Origin of the sequence: Acidithiobacillus sulfurivorans (assembly GCF_018853815.1) — a bacterium.
Lineage (GTDB): Bacteria > Pseudomonadota > Gammaproteobacteria > Acidithiobacillales > Acidithiobacillaceae > Acidithiobacillus > Acidithiobacillus sulfurivorans.
Genome location: NZ_JAAOMP010000031.1, coordinates 25,300 through 47,967, shown reverse-complemented (window position 1 = coordinate 47,967; position 22,668 = coordinate 25,300). Strand labels below are relative to the sequence as shown.

Below are 22,668 nucleotides of genomic sequence, written 5' to 3'. Positions count from 1 at the left end.
ACATGACGGATTCCGAGTCTCGCCAAGCACGTTACTACCCCCTCGAACTGCTATTTGGCAAGGCCTTTTCGCCTTTCGAGCAGTTTTTGCGGCGGGCGACGGCAGGCGGAATTATTCTCATTGGCGCGACGCTGCTGACCCTGTTCCTCAGCAATTCCCCCTGGCATCAGCCATATCACCTGTTTTGGGAAAATCATTTCGGCATCCATTGGGGTCATTGGATGCTCGACCAGAGTCTGCACCACTGGATCAATGACGGACTGATGGTCGTGTTCTTTTTTGTGGTCGGCCTGGAATTAAAACGTGAATTTCTGGTAGGAGAATTATCTTCACTACGGGACGCAGCCCTGCCCATTATTGCCGCAGGGGGCGGGATGCTGGTTCCCGCACTGATATATCACCAAATCAATCCCAGTGGGCCTGCCGCCGAAGGCTGGGGAATTCCCATGGCAACGGACATTGCCTTTGCCATTGGCATCCTGGTTTTGCTGGCCTGGCGGATCCCGCGTAACCTGATCGTTTTTCTGACCGCTCTGGCCATTGCTGATGATCTTGGCGCGGTACTGGTCATAGCTATTTTTTACACCCCATCCCTGAATGTTTCGGCATTGATCATCGCCGGATTGATACTGCTGGGCTTGATTCTGCTTAATCAGAGTGGCGTTCGCAAAGTCCTGCCTTACCTGATTCTGGGGCTACCTTTCTGGTATTTTGTGATGCTCTCCGGCATTCATGCCACGGTCGCCGGCATTTTGCTGGCCTTCACCATCCCGGCACGGGGACGCGTTCGTCCTGACCAACTGGCGGACACCCTCAGCGCCCGCAGTGAAAACCTGCGCGATACCATCATTCACAGCAAACGTCTTGATCCGCTGGTCAACGGCAAGCTTGCGGGCATCATTCAAAGCATTGAACACAGCAGTGCCGAGGCCATTGCACCGCAACAACATCTGGAACATCGCCTCCAGCCCTGGGTGACCTTTGCCGTGATTCCCATTTTTGCGCTGGCCAATGCCGGCATCAATTTCGCCTACGTCAGCAGCGAAATGCTGCTCAGCCGGGTCACGCTGGGTATTTTTCTGGGACTGGTACTCGGGAAATTTGTCGGCATTTCCCTGTCAAGCTGGCTGGCCATCAAAGTCAAAATGGCCCGTATGCCCAATGGCGTCCGTTGGCCCCATCTTCTGGGGGCCGCCTGGCTGGCTGGAGTCGGCTTTACCATGTCTTTATTTATCAGTGACCTGGCCTTTAAAGATGCATTATTGGTAGAAGAAGCCAAGCTCGGCATTTTACTGGCGTCACTGACTGCCGCCTGCATAGGGCTGGTCTGGCTATTTTGGGTAGGTAGTAAAACCAAGGAGTTAGAATGATTCCTGAAGACCTCATAGAGGTTGTCAAACAAGCGCTTCGCGAAGATATAGGAAGCGGTGATCTGACCGCTGCACTCATTCCCGAAGCGCAGACACTCCAGGCCCGCATCATCAGTCGTGAGCCAGGGATTCTCTGTGGACAACCCTACGCCACGGCCACGTTTGCCGCACTTTCCGACCAGCTGAAGCTACACTGGGAAGTTGCAGAAGGGAGCGCCGTTGCTGCCGATCAGGTGCTGTGCCGCCTGGAAGGTCCGGCCCGAGCACTCCTCAGTGCCGAGCGTTGCGCCCTGAACTTTCTCCAAACCCTCTCGGGCACAGCAACGGTAGTACATCATTTTGTAGAATTACTGAAGGGCAGCAGGACCCGCCTGCTGGATACCCGCAAAACCATACCCGGCTTACGTCAGGCGCAAAAATATGCGGTGCGTGTGGGTGGCGGGCACAACCATCGGCTGGGACTGTTTGATGGAATTCTCATCAAGGAAAATCACATTGCCGCCTGTGGCAGCATTACAGCGGCGCTAAATGCTGCCAAGGCCCTTGCCCCGGCCCTGACCCGCACCGAAATTGAGGTGGAAAACCTGGAACAACTCGAAGAAGCTTTGGCGGCAGGGGCGGACATGATCCTGCTCGATAATTTCGGGCTGGAATCCCTGCGCCAGGCCGTGCAGAGAGTGGCCGGAAAAATCCCTCTGGAAGCTTCGGGGAATATGGGCATCCACAACATAGCCGCTGTCGCCGCTACCGGCGTCGATTTTATCTCCGTCGGTAGCCTTACCCGTAATTTACACAGCCTGGATTTATCCCTGCGCTATTTTTGAGCTCAGGCGCGGGCTTCTGCGTCCAAGCTACGCAGGGTCTCATCGGCACCCGCAGCAGCGGTCAGGTCAGCGACATTTTCCTTGGTGAAAAACCCCTGAAAACCGCCAAAACGCTGCACATATTCAATAATCAGGGAAGAGTGCTCGGAAGCACTGGAAAAAATCTGTTTTAATCCTTCCTGCTCCGAACCGATAACCTGCAACAGAAACTTCTGCCCGCAATTTCGCAGGGCATCCACCACATAATCAATGTTGATCTGATCATGTGTACGTCCGTCCTGCACGCCCACGGCAATATGATGCAGGCGGGGGCCAAAATTACGCACAAAGGCCTCGGTGGGCGAAGGCTGACCAATCAAATGATTGCAAAAATAAGGATGATTGGCGGCGGTAAACACCTTGGCAGGACTATTCAACACGTTTTCATAATGCACGCTTTTAGTAACATTGGTAGAAGAGTTCTGGTCAGGAATATCGTAAGAACCCCAGTAGTAATAACTGGATAGGGTCAGATATTCGAGAATGGCGGCTTCGCGGTTCTGGCTGTATACCCGGGTTGCCAGATGATCGATAGGCAGCAGTAATTGCTCCAGCCCCAGTTTTTCTCGTAACACTTTGGCTTGTTCAAAAGCCACTTGCATATCATCGCGGATGGAAGACAAACCCAGAGAATAAACGCGGATATCATCATCAGGCCGTTCCCAGTAACCGACAATATTGTGGGTATAGGGGGAAGGTTTGACGATGGCCATGTTACCCGGCAACTCCAGATGCCGCACCTGTTCCTGATTAAAAAAACGGACTTCGCGGTTTTTTTGTACCTCCCGAACTTCATGCAGGTTTTTGACCTGAAAGACTTCTCCCATGTAGCGCGAGTTGGGACGCTTGGCGCCCACCGGATACACTTCGTTCAGGCTGCGGAAAATACCATGAAGATTGGGATCTTTCACCTCACGAACCAACACATCGGGAGCATTCATATTAATGCGGAGAACGTGGGTGGAATGCTGATCGGTTTCGAGGGTGACCAGATAATTGTAAGGCGTCATCAAACACAACTCATGCACATAAGCGGCAGAATGTCCCGGCTCTACCGTAATCATCAACGCATCAATACGGCCAATATTTTCCGTAAGCCCCTGGCGATCGCGATCTTCCAACAGGTGCCCTAACCATTCTTCAAAAAAAGCCGAATTCTGCTTGTCACCCTGCCGCTGAAAATCCATTGATGCTTTCATCCACCCCCCCGATTCATCATCACACAGGCTGTTAGTCTAACGTGCTTCAAGCTATTTGCTCAAACCGAATACAGGTTCCGTTGCAGCAATAATTGACAATATACCGTTTGGTCGGTATCTTCCAACGCCATGATGAACATGATTCAACGCAAAACGCGCAATCCCGAACAGACCCGCAACGATCTTCTGGATGCTGCTTACCATGAAATTCTGGAATCCGGCTTTCAGGCCGCGAGTCTGGAACGTATTCTCGCCAATACTTCCGTGAGCAAGGGGGCGCTTTATCATCATTTTGGTACCAAGCGCGATCTTGGGCTCGCGGTTATTGAAGAAGTGATCGGACCGCAACTGGAAGAGCGCTGGTTTACCATGCTTGCTCAGCATGATAATCCCATCAGCGGCCTATACAATCTCATTGCAGAAAAAATTTCCCACGCCGATGAATCCGTCATTCGCTATGGTTGCCCGCTTAACAACCTGATTCAGGAAATGAGCCCTCTGGATGAATCATTTCGGCAGGGGCTGCAAAAAATCATTGAACGTTGGGTAGAAGTCGTCGCAGAGGCACTCAAGGAAGGACAATCCGCAGGCCAGGTCCGTCCGGACTCAAACCCCGAGGATATCGCCCTTTATATTGTGGCTTCCATTGAAGGCTGTGTCGGGCTGGGCAAAAATGCCCAATCCATCAACGCCTACCAACGTTGCCTCCGGCAACTGCAAGTATACATTCAGTCTTTAGCGGTCTGATCACGTAACAATCCCCCCTTCCCTTTTTTCACACGCGAATAAGGAGGTAGAGTGATGTCTGAAATTCATTCGGAATGGCTACAACTGGAAAACGGTCCCCGTGCCTGGTACGCCCGCCCCGGCATCGACGGCCCGTATCCTGGCGTTGTCATATTTATTGAAGCTTTTGGCATCAACAGCCATTTTCAGGAGGTGGCCGAACGATTTGCCAAAGCGGGATACTGTGCCATCGTCCCCGATTTGTATCATGGTAAAACGTACGAATATGCCGATTTTGAAAATGCCATCGGACATCTTAAAACTCTGAAGGACGATCTGGCCATGCAGGAAGCGGGGCTGGCCATTGCCGAACTGCAAAAACGCCCCGAAGTCATGAAGCACGCCATCGGAGCCGTCGGCTTTTGTATGGGTGGCCGCTTTGCGTTCATGGCCAATGCCGTGCATGCCGATAAACTCAGCGCTTCCGTCGCCTTTTATGGCGGTGGTATTGCCCCGGATAAGGACCCGGCCGGACGCCAACCCCTTCTGCATCTGGTCGATCAAATGCGCGCGCCCCTGCTACTTCTTTACGGGGCCGAAGATCACTCCATCACCCCGGAAGAACATGGACGCATTGCCGCAGCCCTCAGCACGGCCAAAAAGCGTTACACCCTGACTCTTTTCCCCGGTGCCCCCCATGGTTTTTTTGCTGACCCGCGTGACAGCTATCGCCCCGAAGCTGCCGCCGAAGGCTGGCGTCTCACCCTGGATCATTTCAGTCAACATCTTGGAGGGCAGGCATGAGTCACAAACTGTTCACGCCCTGGACCATGCGCAGTATCACGTTGCGCAACCGTATTGTCGTCGCACCCATGTGTCAGTACTCCACCCCGGATGGGGTAGCCAGTGATTGGCACATGGTGCACCTTGGCAGCCGTGCGGTAGGTGGCGCCGGACTGGTCATGGCCGAAGCCAGCGCGGTAAGTCCCGAGGGTCGCATTTCTCCGCGCGATCTGGGTATCTGGAATGACCCCCAAGCCGAGGCTCTGGCACCCATCGTCCGCTTCATGAAAAATCAGGGAGCCGTGACTGCCATACAAATTGCCCATGCCGGACGCAAGGCCTCTACTCAGGCCCCCTTTGCCGGTGGCGCGCCCATCGCGCCTGATGCGGAACAGGGTTGGCAACCTTATGGCCCCAGTCCGCTGCCTTTCAGTCCGGCACACACGGTACCTGAGGCAATGACTGCTCAGGATATCGAAAAGGTCCGCAAGGACTTTGTTGCTGCTGCGCAAAGAGCGCTACATGCCGGATTTGAAGTCCTCGAACTGCACATGGCCCATGGCTATCTCCTGCACAGCTTTCTTTCACCCATCAGTAATCATCGCGATGATGCCTATGGTGGCAGCCTCGAAAACCGGATGCGCCTGCCTCTGGAAATCACCGATGCCGTGCGCGCGGTCTGGCCCGACCATCTGCCACTGTGGGTCCGAATTTCGGCCACAGACTGGGTGCCCGGCGGCTGGGATCTGGAACAATCGGTCGCTCTTGCCAACCAGTTGCAGGCAAGAGGTGTGGACGTCATTGACTGCAGCAGCGGCGGGATGACCCCTGATGCCGTTATTCCGGCTGGCCCTGGATTTCAGACGCCCTTCGCGCAACAAATTCGCGAGCAAACCGGATTACCCAGTGTTGCCGTCGGATTGATTACCGAAGCCATGCAGGCCGAACATATTCTGGTTACAGAACAGGCCGACGGCATCGCCCTTGCCCGGGAATTACTCCGCAATCCCTACTGGCCCCTGCACGCTGCCCGCGAACTGGGGGTAGACTTGCCTTGGCCAGAACAATACGATCGAGCCAAATTGCGCTAAACCGTCGCTTATCTCTCCAAAGGAGGGATGAAGTGAGCTGCCGGGATGGGTTGCTATCCCGGTTTTTACATTCTGGAGCCACTGACTGATGTCTTCCCCCAAAAAACCGGTGACAATCTGGCCTTTGGCTGCACTGGCCCTGTTGTCCCTGATCTGGGGATATAACTGGGTCGTCATGAAAGTCGCCATAAGCGACTGCCCGCCCCTGCTTTTTGCCACTCTGCGCGTTTGGCTAAGTGTCATCGTCCTGATTCCCTTGATCATCTGGCTAAAAAGACCGCTGCGGATGCCCTCAGCCCGCTATATCATTCCCTTTGGCCTGCTGCAAACTACCGGTTTTATTGGTCTTGCGCTCTGGGCGCTGGAATATGGCGGGGCTGGGAAAACGGCCATTCTCGTCTACATGATGCCGCTTTGGCTGATTGTGTTTGCCTGGCCTCTGCTCGGCGAGAAATTGTACGGATTACAATGGCCGGCAGTGCTGTTGGCCCTGTTGGGTCTGATCGCCATTCTCAAGCCCTGGAGTTTTAACGGCGAGTGGACTGGCAGCGTGATTGCGCTGATTTCCGGTATTTTGTGGGCCAGTTCCGCCCTCTGGCAAAAGCGTTATGCGCCTCCCAACATGGATTTATTCAACAGCACCTTGTGGCAAACCATTTTCGGAGGACTTGGGCTGATTGTCATGACCTTGTTTATTGACCCGCTGACGGTTCACTGGACGCCCGTATTTGTCGGTGCTCTGCTTTATAACGCGATTCCTGGCACTGCCCTGGCCTATTTTCTTTGGGCCTACGCCTTGCAGAAACTTCCCTCAGGAATCGCTGGCATGGGCACCCTGGCAGCGCCGCTGATTGGCGTCGTTGCCGCATGGCTACAATTGGGAGAAACCCCGGGAGGCTGGGAAGGTGTGGGAATGGTCTGCATTTTTGTCGCACTGGCTTTGGTCAGTTGGCAACACCTGCGCCCCCGTGAGTCGGAAAATGCTATTGTGCCAACGGGTCAGGAATAAATGGAAAATTTTGGGTTTTAAAGTCCATTTTGCGGCTGCTCTTCCTCCAGCATTTTGCGCAATTGCTGACCAGTCGCACGCTTGACCGGTTTTCCATCCACAGGCGAAGCGGGGCTACGCCGATCTTCATCCAGTGCAAAAATGACCAGACGAATCTCCGTGTCTGCGTAGTCAATTTTCAGGCAGGGATAATCTTGCGCTGGGGCATCGCCAAAATGCAGGCGCTGCCAGCTTTCTTCATAAGGTGTTTTCTGGTCCATCAAAAAGAAAATGACCGTCTCAGGGGCATCCGCAAATAAATGCAGGGTAATTGCCGCATGGCACGTAGCCGTACCACTCAACACCGGGCCGGTCAGACGCGGCTGAAACGCCTCCAGCCACTGCATGGCTTTCAGCGCCCGCTCCCGCAGTTCGCGTAAATCCGCCGCATGGGCAGGTCCGTGAAAAAGCTGCAGACGGGCATGTAATTCCGATTCTATCTCACTGTTATTCGGCCAGTGGTGCTGGGCATCCCCCCCCGCACCCAAACGCCGCGCCGCTTTTTCCTTGGCTACCCGAAAATCCACGACGCCCTCCTCCGCCATGATCCGGGCCGACTCCACAGCCAGCAAACGGCGTAAACGATGGGGTTGCTGTGACTTGCTCATGCTCGGTGCTCCGATGATTGTCGTCCGGGACTATTCCGCATAAGATAGCGCGTAAGCGAGAGTGGCGGAATTGGTAGACGCACTGGATTTAGGTTCCAGCGCCGCACGGCGTGGGAGTTCGAGTCTCCCCTTTCGCACCAAACGGGATGCAGAAGCGTGGGCACGGCGGACAAAATCGCCAAACTGCACTTGTCACGAATTCGCGGCGCTGACCTCGCAGAGTATCGAGATCGGCGATTGAAGGCGGGGCTTTCTGATAGCTCCGTACGCCAGGAACTCGCCATCATCTCCAATCTGTACACGGTCGCCATGAAGGAGTGGCGTATGGAAGGGTTGCGCAATCCGGTATTGTCAGTGCGGAAACCATCGCCAGGTAAGGCACGAGATAGACGGTTGTCGCCGATTGAAGAAAAGAAGCTGTTGGGCGAATGTACTCCATCATTGAAGGCCATCATCCTCTTCGCTCTGGAAACCGGCATGCGGCGAGGGGAAATACGAAAGATGCTCTGGAAGGATGTGGACCTAAACAAATGCACTGCCCAGTTATTTGATACAAAAAACGGGGAAGATCGGACTATTCCATTGTCCAGTCGCGCGGTGAATGTCCTGAAATCGTTACCGCGTAACATCAACGGCAAGGTGTTCCCAGGCGCGGATATATCGCACACATTCGCTGCCGCCTGCAAACGCGCTGGGATAGAAGACTTGCGCTTCCACGATCTACGCCACGAGGCCACCAGCCGATTATTTGAGAAGAACCTGAACCCCATGCAGGTGGCGGCCATCACGGGGCACAAGACATTGCAGATGCTAAAACGCTATACTCACTTGAGGGCTGAGGATCTGGCGAAGTTGCTGGGGTGATGGAGTGAAGCTACGCTTTAATAAGGTGGTTCGGGTGTCCATCGCGGACGAACTGAAAAAGGCGTCCACCTATGGCGGTATTGGGTTGGGATTGTTGGGATACTCCATGAAAGCCCCGTCTGTTTTGCTGGCGGCCTTTCTCTGGTGGATCACCTGCCAGACTATCGCAAACCTGTTATTGGCAATGGAAGATGACGAGGGCTAACCAATGAGCATGGCTACGGCGGCATTTATCGGTATGGGGGCAGTGGTTCTCTATGGACTTGTGGCCTTGGGTATTGCTGCTCTGCATGGCCGCAAGGCACCTGGCGAGGACAAGTCCAAACACGCGCATTGACACAGCGGATCGGCTGCTGAACGATCCACAACGCGTCGCCGTCATACAACCCAAAGCCCAACTCCGCACTCACGATGCCAGCGGGATATATGAATGCACTCGGCAGGCTCTAATGCTTCCAATGCCGCAACACTTGCGGGTTATTCGCCAGCAAGCGCACGGTCACAAGGGAGTTATCTGCTGACAAATCATAACATCCGCGCGCGCGTGCGCGAATTGCAGGCTGAATGGCACGCGGAACAGATCGCGGCGATTCAAACGCTGGCGGAAATCGCGTCAGGACAGGCCGACGCCAAGGGTGCCCAGGCGCGTGTATTGGCCTCATGTGCCCTTCTGGACCGTGCGGCGGGCTCCCAACCTATCCAGAAGGTAGAGACGAACCAGCAAACGGCGATCATCGTTCAAATATCCCGCGATGATATGGTCCTATAAAACCTTGACGTAACCTTGGTGTTGCAGGCCCTGCAATGTGCGGGGTTTTTCTTTGGCTGGAGCGGAAAAAGTCGCAGGGTGCAACCACAAAAAAGCTGGTGCTTGGCAAAAATTAGAAAATAGCCTAATACCCCCTTGAGCTTTATCTAACCAAAGGGGTTCACAATGAATAAAATAGCTGTAGCCGTCGCTCTTACGCTGCTTCCGGTCTACGCCTTGGGCGCAACAGGCATGACCGGTTCATTCGGGCAGACGCAAAACCTGATCGGCATTTATGGCCAGGCAGTTGGTACACCCTCCTCTGTTTCCGCTTCAGATTCTAGCGGCTCCGCCTCAGCATCCGGAGGCAATACTGTTGGTGGCGTTGGTGTCTTTGCAAACGGCGTGAACAGTGATCTGTGGTTTGTACATCTGGGGTTCAACTATGCTGCTGGAGCTGCCATCTCTGGAGGATCCGGCACCGTCAACAACAATAACGCCAGCGGCTCTACTTCTGTGAATGGGCACTCTCTGCAGTTTAACGCCAGACTGGGCAAGCTGTTTGCTGTGACGCCAGTAGTGGCTATTGGTCCTTACCTGGCCTATCAATATGCCGACTTCAAGCTGGGGGTTAATGGCTTCGGTAATGCGACCTACGGTAATAATGCTCTGGGCGGCGGCGTCGAGTTTGTCACCAATACCGGAGGCCCTTTTGATGTTGATGCGCATATTGGTTATCTTGCCGGCGTAGATGCTAGCGCCAGTGCAAATACCATTGACGGGAGCAGTTCCGTCTCCAATCCGCCGTCCTCCGGTGTTCTGCAGTTGGGTGCTAAGGGTGTTTATGCCTTCACCCCGCAATTCAGCGCATTTGCTGGGGTTGCGTATGATCGTTATCACGCTTCATATAGCTATCCTCTTGAGGCTGCAAGCGCATCGGCCACAATCAACGAGGTGCGCGGCATGGTTGGATTGGCCTACAACTTCGGATAAGCCCTTGTTGCTGTCCTTGTGCCGTTGAGTGTTCCCTGGAAGGTGCCTGTAATTGTTCTGGGGCACTTACCGTGATGGTGACACACGCGAAACTGTAATCAGATACGATCCGGCAACCGCAACCCCTGCACCAGCTTGGTCAGGGGATTTTCTTTTGCAGGCGTTGTTACCGTAACGCCTGCGGAATTACAAGGAAAAGGCGAAGGAACGGTAAACCAGGAAGCCGGCTGAACCGGAAGCCAGCACCGCAACCACCGGGCAGTCGTAAAAACGCCCACTAAGGCGTCATGCTTGCCCTGTAGCGCATCCTGCGGCATTGGGTGTCCATCCTTCTCTCCTCCCTACCATCACCGCACAAAGCACCTGAGAAAGCCTGAGATTTGCCCACGCGTGAATTTTCGCAGACGTACGCGCGCGCGAGGCGCTACCAATCGGACGCCTTTTTTATAGACGGCACTTTGCCAGGTGTGCTCCCGTAAAAACCTGACAAATCCGGAAATCTTCGCGCGTAAGGCTCTGGATGCCCGTTATGGCAAAAGTGGCCGGGATAGTGGCCGGTAGCCACCCCCCAAAAAAAAGAACGCTCATGTTGACCGGGAGACGCCACCGGAAAGCACGCAAACAGGCCAGAGCCATCATTACACCAGTTTCTCCACAGGATGCAGCACGGGGCAGATACTGCGCCTACCTGCCCATTTGCAAAACACCCCATGAAAGAACCTGCAAGACTGTTACCGCGTAACGACAACCCCTGATCTTCGGATGTAGGGGCTTTTCTTTGGCTGGTGCTGTTGCGGTTTTCCTTACTGAGGTTAGCCCCGCGTTAGCCCGGAAAAATAAAGACACCCAGCAAGTTGCGCTAAGTGCCTGTTTTATTTGGTGCTGGCGAGAGGAATCGAACCCCTGACCCACTGATTACAAATCAGTAGCTCTACCGACTGAGCTACGCCAGCTCTTGGGTGCTCAATTATATCTTGATGCCACTCTCTGTGGCAACGCATCATACCGCCATGAACACGGTAATCCGTTATACTCGCAGTCAGACCATGCTTTATCGGGCCATTTAACGCATTTAATCATAGCGAGGCGGTTCAACATGCATAATCGTCGTACCTTCCTGAAATTTGCCGGGCTGAGTGGGGTAGCGCTGCCGGTTGCGGGTATCGCTTTTTACTCTCGCAACCTGATCTCTCGGGCTTTTGCAGGTTCAGAGCTGTCACCGCTGCCCGGTCAATGTTCTACCTCGTGGATTGGCAACAGCTTTGCCGGAAAGGGTCAGAACGGTTCCGGTCGCTGGGTTCAGGATGAAATTGTCGCCATGACCGTCACAAATGATGGCACCGTGCTGACCGCATCATTGTGGGATGAGGCTGGGCGTTGTACCGGCTTGTATCGGGAAAATGATACCAATGTCCAATGCCTCATGGCCGAGGGTGAAGTCCGTTCACGGGCCTGGGGTTGGGGCACAGCAGGAACCAGTGTAGCTGTAATCGGCCATCTGCTTTTTATCACCAATACGGCCGGTGACTTATTACAATTTTACTGGAACGATCCACACAATATTCAATCCGCCATTAAATACCAGGGACACAGCAAATCCGGGGTGGCGCTCGCCATGGCAGGACGCGCAGAAACCCTGGCCGTGGCACTCAAGAGCGGCGGCATTCAGATCCGCAATCCGCAGGACATGAGCATCCGTAGTACCCTTCCTCTATCCGATATCACCGGCCTCGCCATTGACTCGAAAAACACCTTGTGGGTGATACAAAAAGGGCAAATCCTGCATTATGGTATGGATGGTCAGATATTGCCCGGTCGGATTGGCAATGTGGCCAAAGCTACTGCTATTTCCATCGATAAAAATGATGTTCTGCTGATTTGCGATAATGGTCCCGATCAACAGGTGCTGAGTTATACCCTCTATTCTGATCCACAGCTCAATCAGCGTTATGGGGTTCAGGGCGGGCTGCGGGCGGGCACACCGGGAAAAATGGCTGCCAACAAGTTTTTTGCCCTGCGCGGTGCGGGTCTGGATGCTGCTGGTAATCTTTATGTCGGCATGTGTTTTGGACCCAATCCCAATTCTCCGGTGGTCATTCGTTCTTTGAACCCCCAGCAGCAATTACGTTGGGAGTTATCAAAATATGCCTGGGTGACCGCTTTCTGTTTTGATCCCCGCAGTGATGGCACGATGGTTTATGGTCCTGAATCCATTTTTTCCTACGACCCTGACCAGGAGCCCGGCAAAGGCTGGCAGGCGGAGGCCATCACTCTGGATGCCGTGCGCCACCCTGATGATCCACGCATTATGGGTAAAGATGCCTGCTCTACCGAACTACGCCATCTGCAGGGGAAAAGACTGCTTTACACCATGGGACAAACCGGAGGCGGATACGATTTATACGCCTTTGAACCGGCTCCCAGCCAAATTGCCCATCATGTAGCCAGCCTCAAGGGCGATGGGTTTGCCTGGAACGTGGACGCGGAAGGTGGTATCTGGCGTGGGCAAACACCCGATCAAAACATCTGGCATTATGGCTTTGCTGCCTGGTCTGATGCAGGCATCCCCCATTTTAAATCTCCGGTGAAATATCCGGTGCCCGATTTATTTACCCGAGTGACCCGTGCACATTATGACAGCAGCAGCGATAGTCTCTATATCGGTGGCTACACCGCCAATAAAGGCAAAAAAAGCTGGGGGCTGATAGGCGCAGTCGTCGCGCGCTATGATCACTGGAAAAGCGGAAACGCTCAATTTCGCTGGGCAGTCAACATGCCTGAAGACGGACATGGCTTACCACCAAAAGCATTTGATATTGCCGGTGATTATCTGTTTACCGTGGCCGTATTTCCCACTGCAGGCAAGGATGCGGTAGTGACTATTTTCCGCCTCGACAATGGGGCAAAGGTAGGGAACATTTCACCAGGAGCGGCGGTGGGTAATCAAAGCGGTTGGGTGGACATGATCCACGCCATTCATGCCCTGCGCCGGAAAAACGGGCAGTACCTGATCATGGTCGAAGAAGATGCTCGCGGTAAAAATCTCATTTATCAGTGGGCACCGGTCTGAGACTGCAGATCAGGCGGTGCTTCATGATGACGATGTAATCCTATCCACAACAAGGCACCCGGCAGACTGGTCAGGACCATGGTGAAGCCGAGCAACAAGGAGAGCGCCAAAGCCTGATCATGCCCCATGTGCAAATAACCCAGATAAAAAACCATCAGGCCTTCACGCAGCCCCCAACCGGCAAAGGATATGGGCAAGGCCAGAAACAGACTGATTACCGGCCACACCACCCAGAGCGCCACGGCGTCCGGGGCCTCGCCAAGGGCATGGGCGAGCAACCAGAAGGTCAGAACCGATATGCACTGAATAGCAAAAGACAGAACAATGGTCCCGCTCAATGCCAGACGATGGCACAGCAGTGCGCTCATGCCCAAGCGAATATCATGGAGCTTATCGCCGAGTTTTCCAGAAATTTTTTCGAGAAAATTCAGCAGCGGACTTAAAATAAGAATGATAATAAGGACATAGGCAAAAAGCAGAATCCCGATGGTCCAGCCCATCTGCGGGAGCAGCCCTACCCTTGCTCCACCCAGAGCAAAAGCGACCGCTGCAATGACAATCAAAGCGCCCATCCCCATAAAGCGGTCACCAAAAACCGCTGCAAGCGCCAGCGGCATGGAACCGGTTTGATGACGGGTGTACCAGGCACGAATCACATCGCCAGAAACCGCCCCCGGCAATACCTGATTAAAATAGGCCCCAACCCAATTCAGACGCAACAACCAGAGGATGGGAGCCGTACGCTCCATAGCCAACAGAATAATACGCCAGCGAATAACCGATACCGATAAATTCAGGGCATAGGAGGCCATGGCCGCGACAAACCACCAGGGTCGTATTTCTGCAAAACGTTGACTGAGCGACTGCCAGTTGGTGTTATGCAAAAGCCAGAACAGAACGCCAATGGTAAAGACAATTTGTAGCAGCAGTTGCCATCGGGTGTGGAGTTTTTTTCGGGACATGCCTGACTTTCAAAAGCGATCTATGGGTCGGACTCTATGCGAGACCAGCCAGTGCTGCAAGTTCCCGATGGAACAAAGCCACTTTGTCCAGGCTTTCCTGATACTCAGCAGTAGCCACAGAGTCCGAGACGATGCCCCCGCCGCCCCAGAACTGCAGTTCTCCCTGGCTGGCCGTGATGGTACGGATAGCAATATTCATATCCAATCTTCCACTGCGGTCGATATAACCGATACTGCCACAATAAAGACCCCGCGATGCGGATTCGAGTTCATGGATGATTTCCATGGCACGACGCTTGGGCGCACCCGTAATGGACCCTCCCGGAAAGCAGGCAGCCAATGCGTGAAGGGGGTCCAGTCCATCCTGTAATTGGGCTTCCACGACACTGACCAGATGATGAACCTGGGCGTTGGATTCCAGGCCACAAAGCTGGGCCACCCGCACGGAACCCGTTTCCGCCACTTTACCCAGATCATTGCGCAGTAAATCCACAATCATCACGTTTTCCGCACGATCTTTAGGGCTGCTCAGCAGGTCTTCGGCCAGCTGGGCATCCTGCAATGCGTCTGCCGAGCGGGGACGGGTGCCTTTGATGGGGCGAACCTGCATTTGTCCCTGCCGGACCTGCAGCAATCTCTCTGGAGAAAAGCTCAATGCACTGCCCCAGGGAAAGCGCAAATAAGCCGAAAAAGCTGCCGGATTCATTAATCGCATCTGCTGATACAAATACCAGGGCGAGCCACTATAGGTGGCAGAAAACTTTTGTGCCAAATTGATCTGATAACAATCACCGGCATGAATATAAGCTTCCACCTGACGAAAAGCCTGGTCATATTGGGCAGGAGACCATTGCGCTTGCACGGCTCCGTGCGTCTGGAACACCGGCCATAAGGCAGGCTCCCGGACAGCCGCCAATCGGGCTTCCCATTGTAAACGTACCCTGGCTATTTGATCTTCTGGGGCAAGCAGCCAGGAACAAGACTGCAGATGGTCAACAATGAAGGCCGTATCGTAAACACCAAAAGCCGCTTCTGGCCAGAAAGTCTTCTCAGGCATTGCGAGCCCCTGCTCCGCCAAAGCAAAATCATACGCCAGGTAACCCAGCACCCCGCCGGTAAAGGGCATATCTTCGCCCTGAGGTAACTGCGTTGCAGGCAGATTGGCAAGACTTTCCCGCAAGACCTGCCACAACGAGGATGTCGAAAGCTGTGCGGGCTGATTACCCTCGGCCACCCACAATTGTCCGTGATGCTGCCAGATACGGCGACGCGGTTGTGTCACCATAATGCTGTATCTCCCCTGCCCTGGCGTCTGGGTACTGCTATCCAGCCACTGCGACCAATCCGTTTCGGCAAGATCTGCAAATACTTTCTCAAGACGATCGGGATAGGCCAAAGCACAGCAAACCAAGGGAGACAGCGTCATAATCCTGCCAAAAATCCTGCCAAATAGAGCTTTGTAGCATAAGCGATGAAAGATCCTTTGCCCATGAGCGCTTGACCACCGACCGATCGGTCGGTATTGTCTGAAATCTCCTTCAGGCACAGGAAATGCCCATGCGCGCCAATCGTTCTGCTTCGTCTTTGTCGTTGCTTGCCGCTGCGTTGCTGTTGAGCAGCAGTTCTGCCTGGGCAGAAAACCTGATGGATGCCTATCAGCAGGCCTACCATACCGACCCGGTACTGGCCCAGGCCCGCGCCGAACTGTCCGCGCAAATGCAGGACAAGCCCCTGGCGCGTTCGGCCTTGCTACCACATGTGGGGGTTGGCGCATCGGTAGGCTTTAATACCGCCGACATTACCGGCTTTGGTAATATCGATATTAATCGCGCCTATTTGTCTGACAGCTATAGCGTCAATATCACCCAATCCGTATTCAACGGCCAGGCCTGGACGGCGCTGAAACAGGCGGACTCGCGGATTCAAGCCAGCGCTGCGGGCCTGACCTACTCCGAACAGCAGCTCGCCCTGCAGGTGGCCAAGGCCTATTTTGGGGTGCTGGAAGCCCAGGCCCAGGAACGGGTTGCGCAAAAACAGAAATCACTGCTGGAGAGCATTTACAAGCAAACAGAAGCCACTCTGAAAATCGGCACCGGTGACATTATCGCCGTGCGTGAGGCCCAAGCCCGGGTTGATGCCGCCGAAGCCGATCTCATCAAGGCCAGCAACGGGGTGGCGATAGCCGGGAAACAGTTACAGCGTCTGACCCATCATCCCATTGGCGTGCTGGAACCTTTAGGCCATTATCAGGCCCTGGGGCCGCAGCCCGATGACATGCAGAGCTGGGTGCATAGTGCCGTTCAGGATCAGCCGCTGATGCATCAGGCCCAGGACCAGCTCCATACGGCCCAGCAGGAAGTGCAATACCATCAGCGCGCGCGCTGGCCGGTAGTCAACCTGCAGGGGGTAGCCCAGCATGCCCTGGGGAATCCCTTTCCGGGGCTGATCATGAATCAGGCCGGAGTCAGCCTGAATTTGTCCGTCCCGCTTTATGAAGGCGGCAACATTTCCGCCTCCGTGCAAAAAGCCCAGGCGCAAACGGTAGCCAGTGTGGATCATGTCGCCAATGTGCGCGATGAAGTCACCCTGAACACCCAAACCGCCTTTCTCAATTTGAAAAACAGTGTGGCGCAGCTCAAGGCGGCCAAAGAAACTGTAAATTCTGCCCAATTATCCCTAGAAGGAACGCGCAAGGGCTATGAAGTGGGCACCCGCTCCATCATTGACCTGCTGCACACCGCCACCGACTACGTGCGTGCCGAGCAGGACTACAACGTCGCTTTCTACAACCAGGTGATCGCCCGGGTACAGCTCAAGGCAGCTTCCGGACAAATCAATATGGCGGATTTGCAGGCTATCAATGCGCTGTTGAAAAAAAGCGCTTAGCCTTAAAAACAGCTACGGCAATATCAAACGTGCAGAAGGTCAAGCGCGACAACGCGCAGAGGATGAGCCGATCGTTTTTATGCTTCATCTGAGCTACAATTAAGCCTCTTTCTGAAAGGAGGCTAGATCATGGCTGCAACAGCATTTGTCCGGGCGCGGATTGACGAAACACTGAAAAACGAGGCCGCTGCCGTGTTGGCGGATATGGGTCTGACTGTTTCCGATGTGGTGCGCATCGCGCTGACCAAAATCGCCAAAGAAAAGGCTTTGCCGTTCGAGATGCGCGTACCCAATGCTTTGACGGCGAAAACGCTGGCGAATAGCGAGCGCGGTGAGGATCTTCACCATGCCAAGGATGCTGAAGATCTGTTCAACCAGTTGGGTATCTGATGCGCCAAGCCGACTATTCCGGCCAGTTCAAGCGCGATGTGAAGCAAATGCAGAAACGCAGTAAAGACATGGACAAGCTCAAAGTCTTGCTGGGTTTGCTCATTGACAGCGAGCCATTGCCAGCGTCCTACCTTGACCATCCGCTGAAAGGAGGCTGGCGTGACTTCTGTGATGCGCACATTGAGCCGGATTGGTTGCTGATCTACAAGATTGCGGGCGACGTAGTGCGCTTTGAGCGCACCGGACGGCATTCGGATTTGTTCGATGAGTAGAGCATCATGCCTGCCATCGGTTCCACCAGCTCAGGTACCCGCCAGCACGCCCATCACCGCCTGCTCGTCATACACTTTGCTGTCCACCTTGCAGTACACCGCGCCTTCATCCTTGAACACCGCCACCTCAGCAATACCTGGAAGCGCCAGCAAACGGGTCGCCAGATCACTCTGACGCTCGGCAGATTCAGTCAAGGTGAACACCCGGGTCGCCAGATAACGCGGCCTTTGCATGGTCAGGGCAACCACCAGCCAGATGGCATAAATAACGGCTACCGCCCAGAAAATGTCGCTGTAATTACGTGCGCCCGGAATATACAGCAAACCACCCAGCAAGCCTCCACAAAAAGCACCCAGAAATTCGGACGTGGTATACACACCCGTTGCCGTACCCTTGGCACCGGGATGACAGAATTTGGCGACCAACGAAGGCAGGCTGGCTTCAAGCACATTGAAGCCCATAAAAAACAGGAAAAGCGCTACGGCAATCAGCCAGATATTATGGGCTGACAGCGCCATCAAAATGACCGAAACCAGTAAAATCGCAATGGCGATGATGAATACTTCCTTGAGCTTCCGCTTGGCTTCACCCACGATAATCATCGGCAACATGGCTACAAAAGAGAGCAGCATGACCGGCAAATACAGCATCCATTGATCATTCAGACTGAGCAGCGGATGCCGGGGATCAATCAGCACCAGCGGCAGCACCACGAATATGGCCGTGAGTCCGGTATGCAGGGAAAAAATGCCAAAATCCAGACGCAACAAACTGGGATCGCGCAACACATCACCCAACATGGCCGGGCTCATTTCCGCATCGCGATGAAAGCGGGTGGGAACCGCCGGAATCACCAGATAAAGAACACCAATGGCGGCAAGGGACAAGACTGCAGTCAGCCAGAATATGCCACTCACCCCAATCCAGCCTGCAAGCGGTGCCGAAAGAATCAGCGAAACACTGAAACTGATACCAATGGTAATGCCGATAATCGCCATAGCCTTGGTCCAGCGTTCTTCCCGGACTAGATCGGCGGTCAGGGCAATAATGGCGGCTGCCACTGCGCCAGCGCCTTGCACAATACGGCCAATCAACAACCATTCAATACTGGTCGCCGTAGCAGCAATGGCGCTACCAATGGCAAAAATCAGCAGCCCTATGGCAATGACCGGCTTGCGTCCCCACTGGTCAGAAAGTTTGCCGAAGGGAATCTGAAAAAATGCCTGGGTCAGACCATAAGCCCCCAGGGCAATACCTATTAATACCGGATGATCCATGGCACCCCGTAAACCATGGGCATAAACAGAAAACACCGGGAGAACCAGAAAGAGCCCCAATAATCGCAGGCCAAATATTCCGGCCAGGGAAAATACGGCGCGTCGTTCCTTCTGATTGAGTGCGGCTTCAGGGTTTTTCATGTACGGCTCCTTGCTGACTATTTATCGGACGATTTATCCGGGTGAATTTTTTCCTGGACAACATAATGATTTTCCGGAATATCCAGACCCTTTTTGAAGAGCGGGTAGGTATAAATACTTTGCTCCAGAAACACCCGGCGCAATGCAAAAGCCGTCAGTGAGGTGACCATGGCCGGGAGCAGAATATGATAATTATTCGTTAATTCCACCACCATGACCGGCGCACTGATCAGGGCTCCGGTACTTGCCCCCACCATCCCCGCCATTCCGCACATGGCAAATAGTGGAATACTGCCATGCCAACCCAGCAAGCCCTCTGCCAGATAACCAACGCCTGCACCCATGGCTGCCCCCATAAACAAGGAAGGAGAGAAAATCCCGCCAGAACCGCCCGTACCAATGGTCAGGCTGGTGGCAACGCCCTTCAGAATCAACAGTAAAATCAGAAAGCCGAGCAGGTGTAAGTGACCGGTTAAAATTTCCGAAATAGCAAAATAACTGCCACCAATCAGGTAATAATGGCCGGTAAACCAGAACAGTCCATACAGGAGCAAACCCACCAGCAACATGGCGCTCATGTGTCTCAGGTAAGGATTGGGCAAGTAGACTTTGCTGGTCTGCCCCGTCCAGGTCAGCAACTGTATGAACAAAAAGCTCATTAATCCCGCTACAATGCCCAGCAGCGCAAAAGCCGGAAGCATCAGACTTCCGGAAAGTGCCGGTGTGGGCACATAGGCGAGGATATGGAAATTGCCCAGACCGGTTTCCGTGACCCAGGTGGCGGAAACCGTTGCTACCAGCGTGGATAGCACCGTCCAGGGGCGCCAATCGGGCACAATGACCTCCATGGCAAAAAACCAGCCACCCAGGGGGGCATTAAAAACCGCTGCGATGCCCGCACCGACTCCGCAACCCACCAGATGAATACGGCGACTGTCGGACATGGGCAGCACATGGCCCATTAAGGCGCCCATTGCCGCACCAAACTGCATGGCGGGTCCCTCGCGCCCCGCAGAACCTCCCGAACCCAAAGTCAGCGCTGTCGCCAGTGGCCGCAAAACGGCAATAATGGGGCGGATGCGTCCGCCATCCGTATGCACCGACTCCATAACCTGGCTGACGCCAGCCCCTTCGACTTCGGTGGTAACCCGTTGCACCAGAATGGTAACCAGAAAGGCACCCAATACCGGCACCAGAATCACCCACGACCCCCAAAGCGCCGGTGTGGATGGCAAGTGCTCATTGTAATAAAAACTCCAGCTTCCCTGAAAAAACAGGTTGTGGAGCAGCGCTATCAGGTAATGGAAAAGCAGCGCACCGCCACCAGTAAACAAGCCCACCAAGGCACCAAGAATAATCAAGCCCGGCCCTTCACCCGCCGGGGAAAGCCGACTATGAAGAGTGCGGCGCAGGCTTGTCCAAGTCTGTTTCATCATACGGTATCACGGCTCATTGCGGGCCTCGCTCCGGTCGCAGCAGAACCTGAGGCAGAGAGGCATAACTGAGAATATCTTCCACGGTCACCACGGCCACCACGTCCTCATGATGTTCAGGGGGATCCTTTTTACAGAGCAACGCCGTTTCGCAGGCACAGGCGCGCAGACGGGCGACCAGATCATACAGCTGACTGTCATCACGCACCGCCACCCAGTCGGTACTGGCCAGATCACGCAAGGGCACATGGCGGATTTCCCGACGCAGAATTTCTGCCACCCGATGCGCGGGGATGACTGCCAAAGGCATGGTCCCTTCAATAATCAGCACATGGGGTAGCTCGCGACGATGCAGGAGTATTTTTTGTAAATCTTCTAATGTGCGGTCTCCACGCAAGCGCACCATAGGCGTTTCTATGAGTTGCGCCGCAGGACGCATCAGGTAAAGATTGCTGTGCCGGGCTTCAGGAATAAAATGTCCCCGCCGAATCAGCTTGCGCGTGTATATGCTCTCGCGGGTAAACAGCCTGCGCACACCAAAGGCCAGACCCGATACCACGATCAGCGGGATAATGATGTGGTAGTCATTGGTCATCTCAAAAATCATAACGGCACCAGTGACGGCGGCCCCGGTAGACGCCCCGACCATCCCTGCCATACCCAGTGCTGCTCCTACCGCCATACCCATCTGATAGTCCGGAATCCAGTGACTCACCAGGGCTGCGAAAGCCCCCCCCAGCACGGCGCCCACGAACAGGGAAGGAGAAAAAACCCCGCCGGACCCTCCCGAACCCAAAGTGACTGAAAAAGAAAACACCTTCAATACCAACAACAACAGCAGAAAGCCGGGATTCAGCAGGGTACTTTCCAGAACATTCTGGACCGTGGCATAACCCACGCCTTCCACATAGTAATGTCCGGTGCAGCGTTGGATCAAATACATGGCCAGGCCCACCGCCGCCATTCCCAAAATAGTGCGCAGATAGACGTTTTTGAACCATTTTTCCAGCAAGTCTTCGGTCCAGTAAAGGGTATTGGTGAACAGCAAACCCACGCCCCCTACCAGCAATCCAAAAACCACATAAGCCACATAATCGGCAGCCGTTTCATGCGCTGTACTGGCAATAATGCTGGCAGGAATCACAAAAGAAGGATGATTTCCCAGAAACAGGCGTGACACAAAGGTGGCCGTTCCGGTGGCAATCATGACCGGCACCAGAGTACGGGCACTGACTTCCACCAGCATCAATTCCACCGCAAACAGAATGCCGCCAACCGGCGTATTGAAAGTGGCTGCAATTCCGGCACCAGCACCGGCAGCAATCAAGCCCAGACGTTGCCACTCATGCAAGCGCAACCATTGCGACAGGCTCGATCCAAAGGCTGCGCCCATCTGGATAATAGGCCCTTCCCGGCCCACGGAGCCGCCACTCCCAATGGTAATGGCCGAAGCCAGCGCCTTGATCAAAACCACAGCAGGGCGAATCACCCCGCGCTTATAGTAAATGGCATCCATCACTTCGGGCACGCCGTGACCTTTGGCCTCGGGCGCAAAGTTGCGTACCAGCCAGACCACCATCAGACCCCCGATAATGGGGGCCAAAATAATTCCAGCGCCCCAGATACTGGCATCGGAATGTTGCAGTGCATTAAAAGAGAAAGACCACTGACCAAAGAAAAAGAGGTTATGCATCAGGCCGATGAGACGCCGGAATGCCACCGCTCCCAGTCCGGCAATAATGCCGACAAAAAAGGCCAGCAACAGGTGAAATAAAGGGTTGCGGCGCAGCTTGCCCTGCCACCCGCCTACTTCTCTTTCGATTACATGGGTCAAAACTTCGGGAGCAATTGGGGTATTTTCCGGCATTACCAACTCTTGGAAATGATTTTGTTTTGACGGTACGCTATCCTTGAAACTCAAACAAATCGATTTAGTTGAATAT

The 22,668-nt window shown here is 54.2% G+C and carries 23 protein-coding genes and 2 tRNA genes; 16 read left to right on the top strand and 9 right to left on the bottom strand.

The annotated features are described in order from the left end of the window. Positions 1 to 2: 2 nt before the first annotated feature. Both nhaA and nadC read left to right on the top strand, forming a co-directional pair. Positions 3 to 1,370 carry a Na+/H+ antiporter NhaA gene (gene nhaA, locus HAP95_RS02950; protein ID WP_215882876.1) on the top strand — a complete coding sequence of 456 codons (1,368 nt, stop codon included), beginning with the start codon at positions 3 to 5 and terminating at the stop codon, positions 1,368 to 1,370. Beyond that, on the top strand, positions 1,367 to 2,194 hold the full coding sequence (gene nadC / locus HAP95_RS02945) for a carboxylating nicotinate-nucleotide diphosphorylase (protein ID WP_215882875.1): 828 nt from the start codon (positions 1,367 to 1,369) through the stop codon (positions 2,192 to 2,194). The genes nhaA and nadC overlap by 4 nt, the downstream gene beginning before the upstream one ends. Positions 2,195 to 2,196: 2 nt before the next feature. Here the strand turns inward: nadC and HAP95_RS02940 are convergent, their stop codons facing one another. Next, entirely contained in the window at positions 2,197 to 3,432 is a 1,236-nt protein-coding gene (locus HAP95_RS02940; protein WP_215882874.1) for a hypothetical protein, read from the bottom strand. 138 nt (positions 3,433 to 3,570) lie between these two features. On the opposite strand from HAP95_RS02940, the gene HAP95_RS02935 reads away from it, so the two are divergent. The 4 genes from HAP95_RS02935 to HAP95_RS02920 all read left to right on the top strand — a co-directional run bounded on the left by HAP95_RS02935 (position 3,571) and on the right by HAP95_RS02920 (position 7,041). Continuing rightward, positions 3,571 to 4,179 (top strand): TetR/AcrR family transcriptional regulator, encoded by a 609-nt coding sequence (locus HAP95_RS02935; protein ID WP_215882873.1) that lies wholly within the window; start codon positions 3,571 to 3,573, stop codon positions 4,177 to 4,179. A 54-nt stretch (positions 4,180 to 4,233) separates the two neighbouring features. Then, positions 4,234 to 4,962 carry a dienelactone hydrolase family protein gene (locus HAP95_RS02930; protein WP_215882872.1) on the top strand — a complete coding sequence of 243 codons (729 nt, stop codon included), beginning with the start codon at positions 4,234 to 4,236 and terminating at the stop codon, positions 4,960 to 4,962. Next, positions 4,959 to 6,032 carry an NADH:flavin oxidoreductase/NADH oxidase gene (locus HAP95_RS02925; RefSeq protein ID WP_215882871.1) on the top strand — a complete coding sequence of 358 codons (1,074 nt, stop codon included), beginning with the start codon at positions 4,959 to 4,961 and terminating at the stop codon, positions 6,030 to 6,032. The genes HAP95_RS02930 and HAP95_RS02925 overlap by 4 nt, the downstream gene beginning before the upstream one ends. 88 nt (positions 6,033 to 6,120) lie before the next feature. Further along, the gene (locus HAP95_RS02920; RefSeq protein ID WP_215882870.1) at positions 6,121 to 7,041 is read left to right on the top strand and encodes a DMT family transporter; all 921 of its coding nucleotides are present in this window, start codon (positions 6,121 to 6,123) and stop codon (positions 7,039 to 7,041) included. 17 nt (positions 7,042 to 7,058) lie between these two features. Here the strand turns inward: HAP95_RS02920 and HAP95_RS02915 are convergent, their stop codons facing one another. Next, entirely contained in the window at positions 7,059 to 7,688 is a 630-nt protein-coding gene (locus HAP95_RS02915) for a nucleotidyltransferase (protein ID WP_215882869.1), read from the bottom strand. 55 nt (positions 7,689 to 7,743) lie between these two features. Between HAP95_RS02915 and HAP95_RS02910 the strand changes: the two genes are divergently transcribed. The 6 genes from HAP95_RS02910 (at position 7,744) to HAP95_RS02890 (ending at position 10,293) form a co-directional block, all read left to right on the top strand. Further along, positions 7,744 to 7,828: transfer RNA gene (locus tag HAP95_RS02910), tRNA-Leu, on the top strand. Between the two features lie 16 nt (positions 7,829 to 7,844). Continuing rightward, positions 7,845 to 8,552 (top strand): site-specific integrase, encoded by a 708-nt coding sequence (locus tag HAP95_RS02905; protein WP_368356539.1) that lies wholly within the window; start codon positions 7,845 to 7,847, stop codon positions 8,550 to 8,552. A gap of 4 nt (positions 8,553 to 8,556) precedes the next feature. After that, entirely contained in the window at positions 8,557 to 8,757 is a 201-nt protein-coding gene (locus HAP95_RS02900; protein ID WP_215882868.1) for a hypothetical protein, read from the top strand. Positions 8,758 to 8,760: 3 nt separating this feature from the next. Beyond that, the gene (locus HAP95_RS17240) at positions 8,761 to 8,889 is read left to right on the top strand and encodes a hypothetical protein (RefSeq protein ID WP_264318807.1); all 129 of its coding nucleotides are present in this window, start codon (positions 8,761 to 8,763) and stop codon (positions 8,887 to 8,889) included. Between the two features lie 93 nt (positions 8,890 to 8,982). Then, positions 8,983 to 9,321, top strand: coding sequence for a terminase small subunit (locus tag HAP95_RS02895; RefSeq protein WP_215882867.1), 339 nt, complete (start codon positions 8,983 to 8,985; stop codon positions 9,319 to 9,321). A 165-nt stretch (positions 9,322 to 9,486) separates the two neighbouring features. Further along, entirely contained in the window at positions 9,487 to 10,293 is an 807-nt protein-coding gene (locus tag HAP95_RS02890) for a hypothetical protein (RefSeq protein ID WP_215882866.1), read from the top strand. Positions 10,294 to 10,391: 98 nt separating this feature from the next. Here the strand turns inward: HAP95_RS02890 and HAP95_RS02885 are convergent, their stop codons facing one another. Both HAP95_RS02885 and HAP95_RS02880 read right to left on the bottom strand, forming a co-directional pair. After that, positions 10,392 to 10,610, bottom strand: a complete 219-nt coding sequence (locus HAP95_RS02885; protein ID WP_215882865.1) for a hypothetical protein — start codon at positions 10,608 to 10,610, stop codon at positions 10,392 to 10,394. Between the two features lie 560 nt (positions 10,611 to 11,170). Beyond that, positions 11,171 to 11,246 (bottom strand) — tRNA-Thr (locus HAP95_RS02880). Between the two features lie 143 nt (positions 11,247 to 11,389). Between HAP95_RS02880 and HAP95_RS02875 the strand changes: the two genes are divergently transcribed. Beyond that, on the top strand, positions 11,390 to 13,363 hold the full coding sequence (locus HAP95_RS02875; protein ID WP_215882864.1) for an NHL repeat-containing protein: 1,974 nt from the start codon (positions 11,390 to 11,392) through the stop codon (positions 13,361 to 13,363). Here the strand turns inward: HAP95_RS02875 and HAP95_RS02870 are convergent. Then, on the bottom strand, positions 13,345 to 14,325 hold the full coding sequence (locus tag HAP95_RS02870; RefSeq protein ID WP_215882863.1) for a lysylphosphatidylglycerol synthase transmembrane domain-containing protein: 981 nt from the start codon (positions 14,323 to 14,325) through the stop codon (positions 13,345 to 13,347). The two genes, HAP95_RS02875 and HAP95_RS02870, sit on opposite strands and share 19 nt — an antisense overlap. A 34-nt stretch (positions 14,326 to 14,359) precedes the next feature. Next, positions 14,360 to 15,751, bottom strand: a complete 1,392-nt coding sequence (gene pabB / locus HAP95_RS02865; protein ID WP_215882862.1) for an aminodeoxychorismate synthase component I — start codon at positions 15,749 to 15,751, stop codon at positions 14,360 to 14,362. Positions 15,752 to 15,882: 131 nt separating this feature from the next. On the opposite strand from pabB, the gene HAP95_RS02860 reads away from it, so the two are divergent. The 3 genes from HAP95_RS02860 (at position 15,883) to HAP95_RS02850 (ending at position 17,873) form a co-directional block, all read left to right on the top strand. Then, positions 15,883 to 17,211, top strand: coding sequence for a TolC family outer membrane protein (locus tag HAP95_RS02860; RefSeq protein ID WP_215882861.1), 1,329 nt, complete (start codon positions 15,883 to 15,885; stop codon positions 17,209 to 17,211). A 129-nt stretch (positions 17,212 to 17,340) separates the two neighbouring features. After that, positions 17,341 to 17,601, top strand: coding sequence for a type II toxin-antitoxin system RelB/DinJ family antitoxin (locus tag HAP95_RS02855; protein ID WP_215882860.1), 261 nt, complete (start codon positions 17,341 to 17,343; stop codon positions 17,599 to 17,601). Beyond that, positions 17,601 to 17,873 carry a type II toxin-antitoxin system YafQ family toxin gene (locus HAP95_RS02850; RefSeq protein ID WP_215882859.1) on the top strand — a complete coding sequence of 91 codons (273 nt, stop codon included), beginning with the start codon at positions 17,601 to 17,603 and terminating at the stop codon, positions 17,871 to 17,873. The genes HAP95_RS02855 and HAP95_RS02850 overlap by 1 nt, the downstream gene beginning before the upstream one ends. Positions 17,874 to 17,903: 30 nt before the next feature. Here HAP95_RS02850 and HAP95_RS02845 read toward each other — a convergent pair whose 3' ends face one another. From HAP95_RS02845 to HAP95_RS02835, 3 genes are read right to left on the bottom strand one after another with little or no spacing between them, the layout of a single operon-like run. Next, positions 17,904 to 19,292: an MFS transporter gene (locus HAP95_RS02845; protein WP_215882858.1), complete on the bottom strand. Its 1,389-nt coding sequence runs from the start codon at positions 19,290 to 19,292 to the stop codon at positions 17,904 to 17,906. A gap of 17 nt (positions 19,293 to 19,309) precedes the next feature. Next, entirely contained in the window at positions 19,310 to 20,728 is a 1,419-nt protein-coding gene (locus HAP95_RS02840) for a chloride channel protein (protein ID WP_226832473.1), read from the bottom strand. A 13-nt stretch (positions 20,729 to 20,741) separates the two neighbouring features. Next, on the bottom strand, positions 20,742 to 22,592 hold the full coding sequence (locus HAP95_RS02835) for a chloride channel protein (protein ID WP_215882857.1): 1,851 nt from the start codon (positions 22,590 to 22,592) through the stop codon (positions 20,742 to 20,744). Between the last annotated feature and the right edge of the window lie 76 nt (positions 22,593 to 22,668).

Coding starts and splice junctions, on each gene's coding strand:
- HAP95_RS02875 (WP_215882864.1), top strand. CDS start 11,390: ATGCATAATCGTCGTACCTTCCTGAAATTTGCCGGGCTGAGTGGGGTA.
- HAP95_RS02940 (WP_215882874.1), bottom strand. CDS start 3,432: ATGAAAGCATCAATGGATTTTCAGCGGCAGGGTGACAAGCAGAATTCG.
- HAP95_RS02860 (WP_215882861.1), top strand. CDS start 15,883: ATGCGCGCCAATCGTTCTGCTTCGTCTTTGTCGTTGCTTGCCGCTGCG.
- HAP95_RS02870 (WP_215882863.1), bottom strand. CDS start 14,325: ATGTCCCGAAAAAAACTCCACACCCGATGGCAACTGCTGCTACAAATT.
- pabB (WP_215882862.1), bottom strand. CDS start 15,751: ATGACGCTGTCTCCCTTGGTTTGCTGTGCTTTGGCCTATCCCGATCGT.
- HAP95_RS02935 (WP_215882873.1), top strand. CDS start 3,571: ATGATTCAACGCAAAACGCGCAATCCCGAACAGACCCGCAACGATCTT.
- HAP95_RS02885 (WP_215882865.1), bottom strand. CDS start 10,610: ATGCCGCAGGATGCGCTACAGGGCAAGCATGACGCCTTAGTGGGCGTT.
- HAP95_RS02930 (WP_215882872.1), top strand. CDS start 4,234: ATGTCTGAAATTCATTCGGAATGGCTACAACTGGAAAACGGTCCCCGT.
- HAP95_RS02890 (WP_215882866.1), top strand. CDS start 9,487: ATGAATAAAATAGCTGTAGCCGTCGCTCTTACGCTGCTTCCGGTCTAC.
- HAP95_RS02915 (WP_215882869.1), bottom strand. CDS start 7,688: ATGAGCAAGTCACAGCAACCCCATCGTTTACGCCGTTTGCTGGCTGTG.
- nhaA (WP_215882876.1), top strand. CDS start 3: ATGACGGATTCCGAGTCTCGCCAAGCACGTTACTACCCCCTCGAACTG.
- HAP95_RS02855 (WP_215882860.1), top strand. CDS start 17,341: ATGGCTGCAACAGCATTTGTCCGGGCGCGGATTGACGAAACACTGAAA.
- HAP95_RS02850 (WP_215882859.1), top strand. CDS start 17,601: ATGCGCCAAGCCGACTATTCCGGCCAGTTCAAGCGCGATGTGAAGCAA.
- HAP95_RS02840 (WP_226832473.1), bottom strand. CDS start 20,728: ATGATGAAACAGACTTGGACAAGCCTGCGCCGCACTCTTCATAGTCGG.
- HAP95_RS02920 (WP_215882870.1), top strand. CDS start 6,121: ATGTCTTCCCCCAAAAAACCGGTGACAATCTGGCCTTTGGCTGCACTG.
- HAP95_RS02845 (WP_215882858.1), bottom strand. CDS start 19,292: ATGAAAAACCCTGAAGCCGCACTCAATCAGAAGGAACGACGCGCCGTA.
- HAP95_RS02925 (WP_215882871.1), top strand. CDS start 4,959: ATGAGTCACAAACTGTTCACGCCCTGGACCATGCGCAGTATCACGTTG.
- HAP95_RS17240 (WP_264318807.1), top strand. CDS start 8,761: ATGAGCATGGCTACGGCGGCATTTATCGGTATGGGGGCAGTGGTTCTC.
- nadC (WP_215882875.1), top strand. CDS start 1,367: ATGATTCCTGAAGACCTCATAGAGGTTGTCAAACAAGCGCTTCGCGAA.
- HAP95_RS02835 (WP_215882857.1), bottom strand. CDS start 22,592: ATGCCGGAAAATACCCCAATTGCTCCCGAAGTTTTGACCCATGTAATC.
- HAP95_RS02895 (WP_215882867.1), top strand. CDS start 8,983: ATGCACTCGGCAGGCTCTAATGCTTCCAATGCCGCAACACTTGCGGGT.